The following is a 15,435-nucleotide window of genomic DNA, read 5'->3' as shown; positions in this document are numbered from 1 at the left end:
TCCCGCATCGGGGTCGATGGGCCCAGGCGGGGCGCGGGTGCGGGCCGTCGCGTCGGGAGGTCAGTGCAGCCAGGCGTGGTCACGGACGACCGGGAGCCGCGCCCAGAGCCGGCCCAGCCCCCAGGTGTCGCCCGCGCCCGCGGCCGCCACGGCGATCAGGGCCGTCGCGTAGACGACGTGGTAGTCGACGAGGGGATTCGTCGACATGCTGGGCGCCCCGCTCGACAGGTGCTTGGCGGGCGGCCACTCGGCGATCCACATCAGCGCCATCAACGCCGTACCGGCGACCGCCGCCGGCCGCAGCGCCACACCGGCCATGACGGCCGCGCCGATGCCGAGCAGGCCCAGCATGAACAGCCAGTCGGCCCACGTGTCGCCGGCCCACGAGTGGAACGTCGACTTCATCGGCCCGGCGGCGACGGAACCGAGGAAGCCCTTCGCCGGCGATCCGCCGTCCGTCCAGCCCTTGCCGGACGCGGTCGCGTAGCCGAGGCCGAAGGTCTTGTCGAGGAACGCCCACAGGAAGACGAACCCGGTGAGCAGGCGCAGGGACGCGAGGGCGTAGGCCCGCACGGCGAGGGTGCCGGTGTCCGTCGACACGGCGGTCGCGGAGCCGTTCCGGGTCCGGTGGAAGGACAGGCGGAAACCCGGGTTCCGGTGGTGGTGCTCGTGCACGGCCATGATGGTGATCCCTTCGGGGACGTCGGGTCGTTGTCCTGACGTCTGTCACTCTTGCCGTGTGCGCCGCGCACCGCCCGATGCCGAAGGGCCACGGCGAGAGGGCTGAACGTCCCCTCCGGCGGGGCCCGTTGGGCCGCCGGAAGACGTCGAGCGGTCAGCAGTCCGGGAGTTCGGGGCGGATCGGCGCGCCCGGCGCGCAGTCGTGGGCCGCGTCCGGAGCGCCGATCGCCGCCGGGCCCCGGTGCGTTCGGCGAACCGGGCCGCCGCCTGCGCGGTGCGCGTGACGTGTGCGGCGATCCGGCACCCGGGCAGGACGTCGTGCAGCGTGCGGGCCGGCAGGGAGCCGACGGGTCCACCGGTCCGCGGCCGGGGCCGTACGGCCCCTGCCCCGCTCCGGCGCTCCGTCCCATGCTGGAGATGCCAGTTCCCACCCCGACCGGGAGGCAGGCCATGAACACCCCCACCATGCTGCGGGCACTGCCCGCCGAGCACCGGCTGCGGCTCATGCGCTTCGCCCGCGAGGTGTCGATCCCGCAGGGGACGCGTGTCTTCGACGAGGGCGGCCGCGCGGACCGGTTCTGGATCGTCCGTACCGGCTCGATCGATCTCGACACGCGCGTGCCGGGGCGCCGCCGTGCCGTCGTGGAGACCCTCGGGCACGACGAGATGCTCGGCGTCTCCTGGCTGTTCGCGCCCCATGTGTGGCACCTGGGCGCCACGGCCACGACGCCGGTGCGGGCCTACGAGTTCGACGCCGCCGCCGTCCGCTCCCTGTGCGCGGACGACCCGGCTCTGGGCCGGGCCGTGACCCAGTGGGCCGGCGAGGTGCTCGCCCACCGCCTGCGCTCCGCACGGACCCGGCTGCTGGACCTGTACGCCCCCTACGGTGCCGGAAGCACGGTGTGAGCGGACCACCGAGCGGAAGGACTCACCGGGACGGCCACCGCGGGGCCGGAGTCCGAACGCACCGCACGCGGGTGCCGTGCGGCACCCGCGTGAGCGAACCGCCGGACGGCCTCAGTGCCCGTCGCGCCGCTGCCGGTCCTGGACCTGGGTGGCGATGACCGCCGCCTGGATACGGCGTTCCACGCCGAGCTTGGCGAGCAGGCGGGAGATGTGGTTCTTCACCGTCTTCTCGGCGAGGTAGAGCCGCTGTCCGATCTGCCGGTTGGTGAGGCCCTCGCCGATGAGGGCGAGGATCTCCCGCTCCCGCTCGGTCAGGCCGGGCAGGGCGTCCGGCTCCTCCTGCTGCTGTCCGCCCCGCAGCCGGGCCATCAGCTTGGTGGTGGCGCTCGCATCGAGCAGGGACTGGCCCGCCGCGACGGTGCGTACGGCGGAGACCAGGTCGGAGCCCTGGATCTGCTTGAGGACGTATCCGGAGGCGCCGGCCATGATCGAGTCCAGCAGGGCCTCCTCGTCGTCGAAGGAGGTCAGCATCAGGCACGCCAGCTCCGGCATGCGCGAACGCAGCTCCCGGCACACGGTCACCCCGTCGCCGTCGGGCAGCCGGACGTCCAGCACCGCCACGGCCGGACGCAGCGCGGGGACCCGCACCAGGGCCTGCTCCACCGTGCCCGCCTCGCCGATGACCTCGATGTCCGGCTCGTCGTTCAGCAGGTCGCGCACGCCGCGCCGTACCACCTCGTGGTCGTCCAGCAGGAAGACCCGGGTCGGGCTGTCGGGACCGGCCTGCTCGCTGTCCGCCATCGGTTGCTCCCTGTCTCCGCGTGCCTCGTCGCTGTCCACACCGAGGACCGTACCCCGGCCCACGTACCGAGATCCTCGCCGAGGCGAGGCCCCGCAACCAGGGCCGGTCGGCCCTGTTTCCACCGTATTCCCGGCCCTGAGCCGTGTACGTCTCGGCCCTGCCCGGCGGCAGAGGCGGCAGCGAGGCTGAGGCACAGGGGTGGTGGACCGCCGCCCGCTCACCGTCGTGAAGGAGGGAAGCGCCATGAGGACCCACACCGTCGGCGAGGTCATGACCAGCGAGGTCGTCCACGCACACCGGCAGACGCCGTCGGACGTCGTGGCGCGGCTGCTGGACCGGCACCGGATCAGCGCGCTGCCGGTCGTCGACCACGACGACAAGGTGGTGGGGGTGGTCTCCGGCACCGATCTCCCGCACGGCCGCGGGGCCACTCCGGCGGGCGAGCTGATGGCGACGCCGGCGGTCACCGTTCATCCGGAGCAAGAGGTGGCGGACGCCGCACGGCTGATGGAGCGTCAGGGCGTCGGCCGGCTGCCCGTGGTGGACGAGAGCGACCGCCTCATCGGCATCGCCACCCGACGCGACCTGCTGCGGGTCTTCCTGCGCACGGACGAGGAGATCCGCCGCCAGGTGATCGACGAGGTCACGGCGACCGCGCCTGGCCTGCCGCCCGAAGCGGTCGCCGTCTCGGTCCGGGACGGCATGGTCACGCTGGAGGGACGCCTCCGGCACCGCAGCGACCTGCCGTCGGCGGTGCGGTCGGCGTGGCGTGTGGAGGGCGTCGTCGGTGTGGTGAGCCGGCTCGGGTTCGACATCGACGACTGCGGCACCGCACGGTCTGCCGGAGAACGCCCGCCGGACGCGGACCAGGGCCGTTCGGCCCTGGCGTGAGGGGCCGCGGCGCCGTACCCATGGTCTGACCGAGCCCGGCCGCGTTCTGCCGCCTCGCGGCGGTGAGCGACGAACCCGTACGGAAACCCTCCATGACCATCGACAGCACCGAGGCCCTTCCTTCCGGGCCGCGCAGGAGCATTGAGCTGGACGGCGACGAGGCCCTGCGCCTGCTGGGCGGCGTGTCCTTCGGCAGGCTCGTCTTCACGCGTCACGCGCTGCCGACCGTCCGACCGGTGAACCACATCCTGGACGACGGCGACATCGTCATCCGCACGCACGAGGGGGCCGCGCTGACCTCGCGCGCCCTGCACCCCGACGCCCGGGGCGTGGTCGTCGCCTACGAGGCCGACGCCATCGACCCCGACCACCACCTCGGCGGGAGCGTGGTGGTCACCGGCTACGCGCACCTGGTGACCGACGCGGACGAACTGGCCCGCTACCGGGCGCTGCTCGCCCCCTGGGTGGACCAGACCATGGACTACGCGGTGCGCATCCGCCCGGACCTGATCACCGGCGTCCGGCTCACCGCCGGCGACGGTCCCTGATCGCCCTCGGACGCCGACCCGCCGAGCGCCGTCCGGCCCCTGTGCCATGGGGCAGGACGGCCCCCGCCCCGGCATCCGTGCTCAGGCGGAGAGGTGCACGCCGTACATCGTGCGGCCACGGACGAGTTCGCGGCCGGTGACCAGTTCCGGCTCGATCCGCACGAAGACCTCGTGCGCCGCGGAGACCCAGGAGCATGGACCGGTGCGGTCCAGCCGGTCCAGCTCGGCCGCGTCGGTCACGACGGCCGCCCGGCCGGTGACGACGACGCTCCAGCCGGAGTGCGCGGCCACGTCGACGGCGTCGGCCTCGAAGGCGACGACCGCGCCGTCGACCGCTCGGGCCAGCTCCGAGCCCGCGGCGGTGCGCAGGAGCACCGCTTCGTCCCGGTCCAGGCCGAAGTTGACCGGCAGGACCGCGGGCAGCGCCCGGCGCGTGTAGACGATCCGGCCGAGCGGCACCGTGGCCAGCAGGGCCAGGCACTCCTGCCGGTCGAGTTCGCGGAAACCATCGTTCGGGTGCATCGATCTGCCCGTCTTTCGCCCGGTGTACTGGGGTCACCTTCCATGCTGAGCGGGGTGACGGCCGCCGGTGAGGGACCACCGGCCCCGGCCTCGCCGGAGACCGGCCGAACAAGGGCGGCTGCCGAGGGGGGCCGTCCGGCCCCTCCGGCGCGCCCATCGGCCCGCCCGCCGCTCAGGTACCCGTCGCACGCCCGCGGCGGTGCCCCGTGGCCGTCACCCGACGGTGCGGACCCGCTGCGGTGCGCGTCGTGGAGTGGCCGGCCCCTCCGGGCCGTACCCGAGACGGACGAGCATCTGCGCGTGGCCTGTGAGGCCGGGCGCCGCGCCCAGGGCGCGGCGCAGGTCGGGCCACTCCATCGGCTGGTGCACCAGGGACGCGCACGCGCCGTGTGCCGTGGCGACCAGCAGGACGTGCTCCAGCGCCTGTCCGGCGCGCAGCCAGTCGCTGCGGCGGTCGTGCTCGGTGGCCAGCAGCGCCAGGACGGGCGGGGACTCGAAGGGCTGGGCGGGGAGCCGCTCCGCGTGCCGCTGCGCGGTGAAGTCCCGCATGGGCAGTTGCTCGCGCGCGTCCTGCATGCCCAGCGCCGCCCGCGGCAGGCCGAGGCCGGCGCAGTCGTCCGGGTCCCGGTGCACCCAACGGCGGCTCTCCGCGGCCCGGTCGGGGTCCGTGCGGTTGCGGTGCTCCGCCTCGGTGGCCAGGCGCAGCAGCCGGGCCGTCCCGGCGGCTGCGGGAAGCGTGAGCGAGGCGCCTTCCGCGTGAGCGGCTTCGGCGAGTTCGGCTCGCACGCTCCCCGGAAGGAGCCGGCCCGTGAAGGGGAACCTGCTGCTGTGCCTGCGCCAGAGCGCGGGGTAGAGATCGGGGCGGTGCGCGGCGGTGTGCCGCCGGCCCGGCCCCGCCGGCCGGAGGGTGGCCAGCAGGCTGGGATCCTCGGGATCCGGCAGCAGGCGTACGACGGGTGTCCAGCCGAAGTGGGCGACCGCGACGCGGAGGTTGAAGACCGCGGCGCCGACCGACAGATGCAGGGCCCGGCCGACGGGATCCGCGTGGCGCAGGCCGCGCTCCGGAGCGGCGCGCACCTGGAGCGTGACCGTCTCCGGGTCGAGCCGGAACCGCCACGGTTGCGTGTTGTAGATGGAGGGCGCGGCCACGGCGGCCGAGATGCAGGCTTCCAGGGTCGCGGCGTCGAGGGCCGGCATGGTGCGCATGTGGGACTCCTCCCGTGCGGGCATGGACGGATGCCGGTGTCCTTCGAGCGTGGGAGCACGGCGGCGGGCCGGTCAGGGGCCGATGGTCCCTTCGCGGGACCCGGTCGGGGCACGGTCACGGGCACCTCAGGGACCGACGGCACAGACGCGGGGCCGAACGTCCCGAGGAGGCCCCGGACCCGGTTCCGATCGGCCCTCCTCCTCTGCCTCATCGGCCCGTGTCGCGGCGGCGCTCGGACTGCCACCGTCCTGGGGGAGACGACGAGGAGGTGCGGAGAGATGCGCGAGAGCAAGCCCGCGAACAGGAGGCGCCGACGGACCGGGCCGCTGCTGTGGCGGTGGCGGAAGAACCCGCTCCGGCGGCACGACGACGTCCTCGAGGCCTGGCTCCTGCTGGTGGTGTGGGCGCTCGTGGCGGTGGGCGGCACGGTCGCCGGCATGGTGACCGCGCACGCCGCCGACCAGGTCTTCGCCCGGCAGCGTGCCGGACGCACGCCCGTCGGCGCCGTGCTCCTCGACGACGTTCCGCGGGCGGCGGCCTCGGGACCGGGCAGGGATCTGACCTCGGCCCGGGTCGGCTGGACGGCGCCGGACGGTTCCCGGCACCACGGCACGACGCTGCTGTCCACCGGGGGCAGGGCCGGCTCCACGGTCAGGATCTGGACCGATCCGCAGGGCAGGCTGAGCACCCGGCCGCCGACCCGCAGCGAGGCCGGCGTCGAGGCCGGACTGCTGGGAGGTTCGGCCGCCCTCGCGCTGGGTGGCGTGGTCTTCGCCGCCGGGAGCGTGGGGCGGTGGTACCTCGACCGGCGGCGCATCGCGCGGTGGGACCGGGAGTGGGACCTGATCGGCCCCCGGTGGGGGCACAGGACCGGCTGACCTCGCCGGTTCGCGGCGGTCCTCAAGGGGCTCGATCGCCGGACCGGTGGAGACGATCACCGGCTGGGTGTGCTCGGCCTGTCCGACGATTCGCGTCGTTGCCCGAAGGGTGTCCTCCTGGGGGCCGCCGGGTGCCCGGTGGACGCCGTCGAGCGTGACGAGGATCGAGGAGACGAGTTCGCCCGTGGCGGGTGTCCTCTTTTCCGGGTGCGGGACGGATGGTCACAGGGTCGGGCTCCGCACGCACACGGAACTCATCGGTTCAGCCGGCGTGGGTGGAGAACAGTCCACCGGTCGGGCCCTGTTTGTCGCCGCCCTGGGCCTTTCTCAGGGCGTTGGCGAGGGACTCGATGGTGAGGGACTGCAGGATCACCCGGCCGTTGCCCTCGAGGGTGGCCAGGGACAGGCCCTCGCCTCCGAACACGGCGTTCATGATCCCCTGGCGGTTGAGGCCGCCGACTCGCTGGACGCCGTACTGGATGCCCTCCTCGAAGGCGACCACACAGCCGGTGTCCACCTCGATGCGGCCACCGAAGTCGGCCGGGTTGAGGTCGATGAAGTTGCCCGCGCCGGCGATGATCACCGTGCCGTACCCGGTGAACTTCTCCAGGACGAAGCCCTCGCCGCCGCTCATGCCGGTGCGGCCACCGGCGAACGCGATGCCGAAGTCGACGGTGGACTCGGCGGCCACGAAGGCGTCCTTCTCGGCGAACCACGCACGCGTGCCGTCCACTTCCAGGGCGCGCATCTCGCCCGGGAGGACGCCCGCGAAGCCGACCGTGCCCGCGCCGCCCTGGGAGGTGAAGTACTGGAACGCCAGCGACTCGCCCGCGAGCATGCGCTGGCCGACCTGCATGGCGGTGCCCATGGCCTGGCGCAGCAGGCCGCCCATGCCGCCGGAGCCGCCCTGCTGCTGTCCGCCGTTGCCGGACGGGCCGGACAGCCGCGTCTCCATGGTCACGTTCGTGGTCTTGAACAGGAACTTTCCGGCCTCGCAGTACACGGTCTGGCCGGGCTGCAGGTTGACGACCGCCATCTGCATGGCGTTGCCGACGATCTCTTGCTGAAGGGTCACGCGGGGAGAACGCGGCAGACGGACCCGTAAGTTCCTGGAGGCCGGAAACCGGTCCTCAGGGGTGACCCGCGGGGCGCCCCGGTGCTGTCCCGGCCGGGGCGCCCCGCGCGCCGGGGCGGGTCAGCCGCCCAGTTCCTGGTGCCGGGCGGCGAGCCCGGCCGCGCCCTGCTCGGTCGGCGAGCCGTGCAGGCGCAGACGGGAGATGCCGCCGTCGGGGAAGATGTCGATCCGCGCGTGTGTGCCGACGGCAGGCCGCGGAAGCACGAAGCGGTGGTTGGTGTCGGGCTGGAGGCGGGTGCGCGGCAGGATCTCCGTCCAGTCGCCGTTCTCGCCGTCCTTCACGGACACCGAAGCCCAGCCGGCGCTGTTGCCCTTCAGGTAGGCGGTGTCGATCTCGACGGCACGGATCTGGGACTGCGCCACCAGCTGGTAGCGGATCCAGTCGTTGCCCTGGTCCCGGCGGCGGCGGGTCTCCCAGCCGTCGTCCATCTTGCGGGAGCGGCCCGGCTGGATGGTGTGGGTGGCCGGGGAGTAGAAGAGGTTGGAGGCGTCCTCCACCCGGCCGCCGTTCTCCAGCGCGACCACGTCGAAGGTGCCCAGCGCCGACAGCCACTCGGGGTCGGGGACGACCTCGCCGTACACGCGCAGGCGGGCGATGCCGCCGTCGGGATGCTGGTTGAGGCGCAGGTGCGTGAAGCGCTGCTCGACGGTGACCTCGAAGCCGTTCGCCGCGTGGCCGCCGACCGCGGTGCGCGGCACGACCGTCGCCCACTTCACGTCGTCGCCCAGCAGCTCCTGCGGGGACGGCGAGCCTGGCACCGACGCCGCCTGGACGGAGACCGCCTGCGGGTAGTTGCCGCGGAAGTGGGCGGTGTCGACGACGATCCCGCGGATCACGCCGGGCGCGCCGAGCCGGACCAGCGCCCAGTCGTGGTCCTCTGCGGTCGGCCAGGGGTGCTCGGCGCTGACGCCGCGGCGGCGGCGGGTCTCCCAGCCGTCCATGACCTTGCCCTTGTGCCCGAAGTGCTCGGGGTCGAACTCCGCCCGCTCGGGCACCAGCAGGTTCTCGCGCTGGGCGAAGAACTCGTCGTTGGCGGCGATGACACCGGCGCCGAGCTGCCGGTCGGCGAGGTTGGCGTACCGGGTGAAGGGGAAGTCGGCGGTGCGGTAGTCCGCGTAGGGGTCGCCGCCTCCGTAGGGGTTCGCGTCGCCGGTGAAGCCGGCCGGGCTGGGGTGCTGCAGCGCCGTCACGGTGATCAGGGGGTCCTTTCCGGAGTCGGCCGGGGTGCGGGTGCGGGAGGTGGCTCACTGGGGGCGGGCGAGCAGTGTGCCCTTCGGCTCGGTGAACTCGCCGCCGTCGACCACGCGTTCGCCGCGCAGCCAGGTGGACTTCACGACGCCGTGCAGGGTCTTGCCGGCGTACGCGGTGACCCGGTTGCGGTGCTGGAGACCGGCCGGGTCGACGGTGAACGTCTCGTCGGGGGCGAGGACCGCGAAGTCGGCGTCGTGACCGGGCGCGATGGCGCCCTTGCGGGCGCCGAGGCCGGCCAGGACCGCGGTCCTCGCGGACATCCAGCGCACGACGTCCTCCAGGCCGTACCCGCGCGCGCGTGCCCCGGTCCACACGGCGGACAGACTGAGCTGGAGCCCGGAGATGCCGCCCCAGGCGGTGGCGAAGTCGTCGGTCTTCAGGTCGGCGGTGGAGGGCGAGTGGTCGGTGACGACGCAGTCGATGGTGCCGTCGGCCAGCGCCTCCCAGAGCAGGTCCTGGTTGGCGGCCTCGCGGATGGGCGGGCAGCACTTGAACTCGCTGGCGCCGTCGGGGACTTCCTCGGCGGTGAGGGTGAGGTAGTGCGGGCAGGTCTCCACGGTGATCCGCACGCCCTCGGCGCGGGCGGCGCGTATCAGCGGCAGCGCGTCGCTGGAGGACAGGTGCAGCACGTGCACGCGGGCGTGGAGGCGGCGGGCCTGCGCGACGAGGCCGGCGACGGCGGTGTCCTCGGCGTCGCGCGGGCGGGAGGCGAGGAAGTCGGCGTACCTGGGGCCGCCGTGCTGCGGGGCGACGGCGAGGTGGTGCGGGTCCTCGGCGTGCACGATCAGCAGGCCGCCGAAGCCGGCGATCTCCGCCATGGACCGGGCCAGCCGGTCCTGGTCGAGGTGCGGGAACTCCTCCACGCCGGACGGCGAAAGGAAGGCCTTGAAGCCGAAGACGCCGGCGTCGTGCAGCGGGCGCAGGTCCTTGACGTTGTCGGGCAGGGCGCCGCCCCAGAAGCCGACGTCGATGTGCGCCTTGTCGCGGGCGGCCTCCTGCTTGATCCGCAGGTTCTCGACGGTCGTGGTCGGCGGGAGGGAGTTGAGCGGCATGTCGATCAGCGTGGTGATGCCGCCCGCCGCCGCCGCGCGGGTGGCGGTCCAGAAGCCCTCCCACTCGGTGCGGCCCGGGTCGTTGACGTGCACGTGGGTGTCGACCAGGCCGGGCAGCAGGACGTGGTCGCCGAGGTCCTCCAGCCGCGCGCCGGCCGGGACCGGTGCGTCGTACGGCAGGACGGCCGTGATCGTGCCGGCCGACACGGCGACCGTGGCGGCCCGCGTCCCCTCCGGAGTGATGACGCGCGTCGAGCGCAGGACCAGTTCAGCCTCGGACACCCGAACCCCTCTCCGTACCGCCGTTTTACGCCCCAGAAACGGGATTTACACCCACGTAACGGATTTCAACGTTCTGTTGAAGGAGTCTTCACTCCCACCCGTCCGCCGTCAAGGGGCACACTGCTGGACACGCACCCGGCGCATCCACTCTGGACGTTTCCACAAAGCGGAATTAGAATTCCAACAAGCAGAACGTAGCTATGCACAAGCAGGGAGTCAACCGGCCGCCGGGTAGGCTTCTCACCTCCCGCCTGTCCCGAAAGGAACGCGCCGTGCCGACGTCCAGCGCCAGCACCACCGACTCCGGCAAGCCCTCCGCCGCCGGCGGGGTCCAGTCCCTCGAGCGCGCCTTCGACCTGCTCGAGCGGATGGCGGACGCGGGTGGCGAGGTGGGCCTGAGCGAGCTGTCCGTGACCAGCGGGCTGCCGCTGCCGACCATCCACCGGCTGATGCGCACCCTGGTCGCCTGCGGGTACGTCCGCCAGCAGCCGAACCGGCGGTACGCGCTCGGCCCCCGGCTGATCCGGCTCGGCGAGTCGGCGTCCCGGCTGCTCGGCACCTGGGCGCGGCCGTACCTCGCCCGGCTGGTCGAGGAGACCGGAGAGACGGCGAACATGGCGCTGCTGGACGGCGACGAGATCGTGTACGTGGCCCAGGTGCCCTCCAAGCACTCGATGCGCATGTTCACCGAGGTGGGGCGCCGGGTGCTGCCGCATTCGACCGGGGTGGGCAAGGCGCTGCTGGCGGGGGTGCCGGACGGGGAGGTGCGGGCGCTGCTGTCCCGTACCGGGATGCCTGCGGCCACCGAGAAGACCATCACCACGCCGGAGGGGTTCCTGGCCGCGCTTCACGACGTACGGCGGCTGGGATACGCCGTGGACGACAACGAGCAGGAGATAGGGGTCCGGTGCCTGGCGGTGTCCGTGCCGGACTCTCCGACGGCCGCGGCGATCTCCATCTCGGGGCCGGCGGGCCGGGTCACCGAAGAGGCGACCGAGAAGATCGTGCCGGTGTTGCAGCAGATCGCTCTTGAGCTGTCCCAGGCTCTGGCCAGTTCGGGCGCCTGACGGCCCGTGCCCTTCGGGGGGTGCGGTCAGCCCCTCTGCGTCGGTTCACCGAACAGGTCCACCGCCTGCCGGACCTCCCTCAGTCCCCGGGACAGGGCGCTCACCGAGCCGATGGCCCCCGCGATCAGTAACAGGGAGCCGCGCAGGCGGGGGGTCTCCGGTGAACCGCCGGTGGCCATGGCGGCGAGGGCCGCGAGTTCGTCCTCGGCTATGGCGCGGTCGGGGAAGTCGGCAGGAAGCGTGGCGAGTTCACGGCGCAGGCGGGCCACCGCGGTCCGCAGTTCCGCCACCCTCGGGTCCTCGCCGCTGCCGGTCACTGGCCTCTGCCCCAAGCTCCGCAACACAGCCCTCCCCCTCACACTCCGTCGTGCGCGGGCCAGTAAACGCCACCGCGTCCGGGAGCGCCACAGCGCGGACCGAAATTCAGCCCAAGGAAAGCGGCCGTCCCCCGCGCCGTCAGGTATGCAGGAGCCATGACGCGGAACCCTCACGGGGAGGTCGCCGGACTGTTGCTCGCCGCCGGCGGGGGCCGACGGCTCGGCGGACGGCCCAAGGCGCTGCTGGAGCACCGGGGACGGCCGCTGGTGGAGCACGCGGCCGGCGTGCTGCGCGCGGCCGGGTGCGCACGGGTGCACGTCGTGCTCGGCGCCCGCGCCGGGGACGTACGGGAACGTGCCGACCTGAGCGGCTGCGTGCTCGTTGACAACCCGGGCTGGGCCGAGGGCATGGGCTCCTCGCTGCGGGCCGGACTGGCCTCGCTCGCCGGTACGGGGGCGCGCGCGGCCCTGGTGAGCCTCGTCGACCAGCCGGGTATCGGCGCGGCGGCCGTGGCGCGCGTGCTCGGCGCCTACGAGGACGAGACGTCGCTGGTCTCGGCCGCCTACCACGGCGTGCGCGGGCATCCCGTGCTGTTCGGCGCGGCCCACTGGGCGGCGATCGCCGAGGCCGCCGCGGGGGACCGGGGAGCACGCTCCTACCTGAGGGAACACGCGGCACGGATCCGGCTCGTGGAGTGCGCGGACGTGGCCGAGCCGTACGACATCGACACCGAGGCCGACCTGCGCCACCTTGAGTGAGGGAGGTGGCACGGGGCGCCATCTTGCCTCGACCCGGAGAATCTCGACGTCAACAAACCATTGAAGTTCCACGATGAGGAAACTACTATCCACTGCTCAGAAGCGCCCGTCCGCACAGTCCGGCGCTGTTCGCCCTGTTCGTGCCACTAGGCACCCGGTGCCACGCTGAAGGAAGTGACAGCTCATGTCCGCACCAGCGCCGTCCCCGCTGGCCATCGTCGACGCCGAGCCCCTGCCCCGGCAGGAAGAGGTCCTCACGGACGCGGCGCTCGCCTTCGTGGCGGAGCTGCACCGGCGGTTCACCCCGCGCCGTGACGAACTCCTCGCCCGCCGGGCCGAGCGCCGCGCCGAGATCGCCCGCACCGCCACGCTCGACTTCCTGCCCGAGACGGCCGCGATCCGCGCGGACGACTCCTGGCAGGTCGCCCCGGCCCCTGCCGCGCTGAACGACCGGCGCGTCGAGATCACCGGCCCCACGGACCGCAAGATGACCATCAACGCGCTCAACTCGGGCGCGAGGGTCTGGCTCGCCGACTTCGAGGACGCCTCCGCGCCCACCTGGGAGAACGTGGTCCTCGGCCAGCTCAACCTGATCGACGCCTACACCCGGAACATCGACTTCACCGACCCGGGGTCCGGCAAGTCCTACGCCCTGCGTCCGGACGAGGAGCTGGCGACGGTCGTCATGCGTCCGCGCGGCTGGCACCTGGACGAGCGTCACCTGGCCGACGCCGACGGCCGCCAGGTCCCCGGCGCCTTCGTCGACTTCGGCCTGTACTTCTTCCACAACGCCCAGCGGCTGCTGGACCTCGGCAAGGGCCCGTACTTCTACCTGCCGAAGACCGAGTCGCACCTCGAGGCCCGCCTGTGGAACGACGTGTTCGTCTTCGCGCAGGACTACGTCGGCATCCCGCAGGGCACCATCCGCGCGACCGTCCTGATCGAGACCATCACGGCCGCGTACGAGATGGAGGAGATCCTCTACGAACTGCGCGACCACGCCTCGGGGCTGAACGCCGGCCGCTGGGACTACCTGTTCTCCATCGTCAAGAACTTCCGTGACGGCGGCCCGAGGTTCGTCCTGCCGGACCGCAACGCGGTCACGATGACGGCCCCGTTCATGCGGGCGTACACCGAACTCCTGGTGCGCACGTGCCACAAGCGCGGCGCGCACGCGATCGGGGGCATGGCCGCGTTCATCCCGTCCCGCAAGGACGCCGAGGTCAACAAGGTGGCCTTCGAGAAGGTCCGCGCCGACAAGGACCGCGAGGCGAACGACGGTTTCGACGGCTCCTGGGTCGCCCACCCCGACCTCGTCCCGATCGCGATGGAGTCCTTCGACAGGGTCCTCGGCGACGAGCCGAACCAGAAGGACCGGCTGCGCGAGGACGTCCACGTGGAGGCGGCCGACCTGACCGCCGTCGACTCGCTGGCCGCCAGGCCGACGTACGCGGGTCTCGTCAACGCCGTGCAGGTCGGCATCCGTTACATCGAGGCCTGGCTGCGCGGGCTCGGCGCGGTCGCCATCTTCAACCTGATGGAGGACGCGGCCACCGCCGAGATCTCCCGCTCCCAGATCTGGCAGTGGATCAACGCGGGCGTCGAGTTCGAGAACGGCGACAAGGCCACGCCCGAGCTGGCCCGCAAGGTCGCCGCCGAGGAACTGTCCGCCATCCGACAGGAGATCGGCGAGGAGGCCTTCGCCGCCGGCCACTGGCAGGAGGCCCACGACCTGCTGCTGAAGGTCTCCCTGGACGAGGACTACGCCGACTTCCTCACTCTGCCGGCATACCAGCAGCTCAAGGGCTGAGCCTCACGACGAGCGTTCCGAGTGGCCCAGGGGCCTGCCCGGGGCCACTCGGTCGCGTACGAGGCGCTTGACCGCGGTGGGCTCCGGGAAGCCCTGTTCCTCGCGGTCCCACACCACCTCGCCGTCGACGCGGACCACGAAGACGCCTCCGGTGCCGGGTCTGAGCGCCAGTTCGGTCAGCTCGGCCTCGAAGGTGGTGAGCAGCTCCTGCGCCAGCCAGGCCGCGCGGGGCAGCCAGCGGCACCGGGTGCAGTACTCGATCTGTACGACATGGGTCATCCGATGTGCCTCATCCCAGGTGCGCCGACCAGTCCTGTTCCGCCGCCGGCTTGCCGTGCAGGTCGGGGACGCGCTTGAGCCAGTCCGGACGCCCCGCCCGGGTCCGCGCCGCGCGGGCGGCCTCCTCGGCCGCGAGCTGCTCGCGGCTCGGGAAGTCGGTGGGCAGCCACTCCTGCGACAGGCGCACCCGGGCCAGGAGGTAGTCGGCATAGGCGGCGCGGACGTCGTCCGGGGTCGCGAAACCGGCGTCCTCGGCGAGCCATGCGTCCGGGACCTGAGCGAGGATCCCGTGCAGCAGCTCGCCCGTCACCTTCGGGGCGAGTTCGGCGTCGGCGGCGCGGACGTCGGGGCCGTAGTGGCCGAGGGCGTGGTGGCGGAAGTCGTACCTCTTGCCCGGGGCCGTGGTGTCCCAGCGGTGGTGGAAGACCAGGGCGGCGCCGTGGTCGATGAGCCACAGCCGCGGCGGTGCGGTGCCGAGGGTGGGCCAGACCATGAGGTTGGAGCTGTGCACCGTACGGTCCACGTTGACGGTCAGCGCGTCCAGCCAGACGATCCGGCCGGCCTCCAGCGGGTCCACCGGGAACACCGCGGCGATCTCGGGGATGAGGTCCCGGGCGCCCGGGAGGTAGTCCATGCCGAGGTTCACGCCCGCGCTCGCACCGTGCAGCTCCCGCACCTCCTGGTGCGGCTCGCCGGCGGCGACGGCGGGGTCGAAGTGGACGAGTACCAGCTCGGGGAAGCGCAGACCGAGCGCGCGGGCCAGCTCGCCGACGATCACCTCGGCCACCAGCGCCTTGTGGCCCTGCGCCGAACCGGTGAACTTCACGACGTACGTGCCGAGGTCGTCGGCCTCGACGATGCCGGGCACGGAGCCGCCGGACCGCAGGGGGGCGACGTAGCGGGTCGCGGTGACCTCTCTCAGCATCTCAAGGCCCCCATGGGTCGCTCGCTTCCGGCCTCCGGCATGGAGCGAGCATAGTGACCGGCCGTGAGACCGGGGAGGACGGCCTTGACGCCGCGCCCACGTGCGCACGCGGCGGGAGCTGC

General features: G+C 73.0%; 17 protein-coding genes. 7 read left to right on the top strand and 10 right to left on the bottom strand.

The window, feature by feature from the left end; genetic code table 11:
- Window positions 1–60 precede the first annotated feature (60 nt).
- Window positions 61–681 carry a hypothetical protein gene (locus tag AC5WRT_RS32720; RefSeq protein WP_496098323.1) on the bottom strand — a complete coding sequence of 207 codons (621 nt, stop codon included), beginning with the start codon at window positions 679–681 and terminating at the stop codon, window positions 61–63.
- A 450-nt stretch (window positions 682–1,131) separates the two neighbouring features.
- On the opposite strand from AC5WRT_RS32720, the gene AC5WRT_RS32715 reads away from it, so the two are divergent.
- Window positions 1,132–1,587 carry a cyclic nucleotide-binding domain-containing protein gene (locus tag AC5WRT_RS32715; protein ID WP_496098322.1) on the top strand — a complete coding sequence of 152 codons (456 nt, stop codon included), beginning with the start codon at window positions 1,132–1,134 and terminating at the stop codon, window positions 1,585–1,587.
- A 111-nt stretch (window positions 1,588–1,698) separates the two neighbouring features.
- Here the strand turns inward: AC5WRT_RS32715 and AC5WRT_RS32710 are convergent, their stop codons facing one another.
- The gene (locus AC5WRT_RS32710) at window positions 1,699–2,388 is read right to left on the bottom strand and encodes a response regulator (protein WP_496098321.1); all 690 of its coding nucleotides are present in this window, start codon (window positions 2,386–2,388) and stop codon (window positions 1,699–1,701) included.
- Between the two features lie 244 nt (window positions 2,389–2,632).
- Here AC5WRT_RS32710 and AC5WRT_RS32705 point away from each other — a divergent pair, with 244 nt between their 5' ends.
- Both AC5WRT_RS32705 and AC5WRT_RS32700 read left to right on the top strand, forming a co-directional pair.
- On the top strand, window positions 2,633–3,280 hold the full coding sequence (locus tag AC5WRT_RS32705; protein WP_496098320.1) for a CBS domain-containing protein: 648 nt from the start codon (window positions 2,633–2,635) through the stop codon (window positions 3,278–3,280).
- A 92-nt stretch (window positions 3,281–3,372) separates the two neighbouring features.
- Window positions 3,373–3,828, top strand: a complete 456-nt coding sequence (locus AC5WRT_RS32700) for a pyridoxamine 5'-phosphate oxidase family protein (protein WP_496098319.1) — start codon at window positions 3,373–3,375, stop codon at window positions 3,826–3,828.
- Between the two features lie 81 nt (window positions 3,829–3,909).
- On the opposite strand, the gene AC5WRT_RS32695 is transcribed toward AC5WRT_RS32700, so the two are convergent.
- Together AC5WRT_RS32695 and AC5WRT_RS32690 are read right to left on the bottom strand one after the other, a co-directional pair.
- On the bottom strand, window positions 3,910–4,350 hold the full coding sequence (locus AC5WRT_RS32695) for a pyridoxamine 5'-phosphate oxidase family protein (RefSeq protein WP_496098318.1): 441 nt from the start codon (window positions 4,348–4,350) through the stop codon (window positions 3,910–3,912).
- Window positions 4,351–4,563: 213 nt separating this feature from the next.
- The gene (locus AC5WRT_RS32690) at window positions 4,564–5,556 is read right to left on the bottom strand and encodes an Acg family FMN-binding oxidoreductase (protein WP_496098317.1); all 993 of its coding nucleotides are present in this window, start codon (window positions 5,554–5,556) and stop codon (window positions 4,564–4,566) included.
- A 279-nt stretch (window positions 5,557–5,835) separates the two neighbouring features.
- Here AC5WRT_RS32690 and AC5WRT_RS32685 point away from each other — a divergent pair, with 279 nt between their 5' ends.
- Entirely contained in the window at window positions 5,836–6,435 is a 600-nt protein-coding gene (locus AC5WRT_RS32685; RefSeq protein WP_496098316.1) for an Rv1733c family protein, read from the top strand.
- Between the two features lie 262 nt (window positions 6,436–6,697).
- On the opposite strand, the gene AC5WRT_RS32680 is transcribed toward AC5WRT_RS32685, so the two are convergent.
- The 3 genes from AC5WRT_RS32680 to allB all read right to left on the bottom strand — a co-directional run bounded on the left by AC5WRT_RS32680 (window position 6,698) and on the right by allB (window position 10,156).
- Window positions 6,698–7,510, bottom strand: a complete 813-nt coding sequence (locus AC5WRT_RS32680; RefSeq protein ID WP_496098315.1) for an AIM24 family protein — start codon at window positions 7,508–7,510, stop codon at window positions 6,698–6,700.
- 120 nt (window positions 7,511–7,630) lie between these two features.
- Entirely contained in the window at window positions 7,631–8,761 is a 1,131-nt protein-coding gene (gene alc / locus AC5WRT_RS32675) for an allantoicase (RefSeq protein ID WP_496098314.1), read from the bottom strand.
- Window positions 8,762–8,815: 54 nt separating this feature from the next.
- Window positions 8,816–10,156 carry an allantoinase AllB gene (allB, locus tag AC5WRT_RS32670; RefSeq protein WP_496098313.1) on the bottom strand — a complete coding sequence of 447 codons (1,341 nt, stop codon included), beginning with the start codon at window positions 10,154–10,156 and terminating at the stop codon, window positions 8,816–8,818.
- A gap of 272 nt (window positions 10,157–10,428) precedes the next feature.
- Here allB and AC5WRT_RS32665 point away from each other — a divergent pair, with 272 nt between their 5' ends.
- On the top strand, window positions 10,429–11,223 hold the full coding sequence (locus AC5WRT_RS32665) for an IclR family transcriptional regulator (protein WP_496098312.1): 795 nt from the start codon (window positions 10,429–10,431) through the stop codon (window positions 11,221–11,223).
- Between the two features lie 26 nt (window positions 11,224–11,249).
- On the opposite strand, the gene AC5WRT_RS32660 is transcribed toward AC5WRT_RS32665, so the two are convergent.
- Window positions 11,250–11,567 carry a DUF5955 family protein gene (locus AC5WRT_RS32660; RefSeq protein WP_496098311.1) on the bottom strand — a complete coding sequence of 106 codons (318 nt, stop codon included), beginning with the start codon at window positions 11,565–11,567 and terminating at the stop codon, window positions 11,250–11,252.
- Between the two features lie 129 nt (window positions 11,568–11,696).
- On the opposite strand from AC5WRT_RS32660, the gene AC5WRT_RS32655 reads away from it, so the two are divergent.
- Both AC5WRT_RS32655 and aceB read left to right on the top strand, forming a co-directional pair.
- Complete coding sequence (locus tag AC5WRT_RS32655) at window positions 11,697–12,299, top strand: nucleotidyltransferase family protein (protein ID WP_496098310.1); 603 nt, start codon at window positions 11,697–11,699, stop codon at window positions 12,297–12,299.
- A 184-nt stretch (window positions 12,300–12,483) separates the two neighbouring features.
- Window positions 12,484–14,109 (top strand): malate synthase A, encoded by a 1,626-nt coding sequence (aceB, locus tag AC5WRT_RS32650; protein ID WP_496098309.1) that lies wholly within the window; start codon window positions 12,484–12,486, stop codon window positions 14,107–14,109.
- Between the two features lie 3 nt (window positions 14,110–14,112).
- Here aceB and AC5WRT_RS32645 read toward each other — a convergent pair whose 3' ends face one another.
- Together AC5WRT_RS32645 and AC5WRT_RS32640 are read right to left on the bottom strand one after the other, a co-directional pair.
- Window positions 14,113–14,388 carry an Rdx family protein gene (locus AC5WRT_RS32645; protein ID WP_496098308.1) on the bottom strand — a complete coding sequence of 92 codons (276 nt, stop codon included), beginning with the start codon at window positions 14,386–14,388 and terminating at the stop codon, window positions 14,113–14,115.
- A gap of 10 nt (window positions 14,389–14,398) precedes the next feature.
- On the bottom strand, window positions 14,399–15,313 hold the full coding sequence (locus AC5WRT_RS32640; RefSeq protein WP_496098307.1) for a HipA family kinase: 915 nt from the start codon (window positions 15,311–15,313) through the stop codon (window positions 14,399–14,401).
- Window positions 15,314–15,435: the final 122 nt, after the last annotated feature.

It is taken from the genome of Streptomyces sp. NTD91 (genome assembly GCF_059510455.1).
This window is presented reverse-complemented; position numbering and strand designations above follow the sequence as displayed.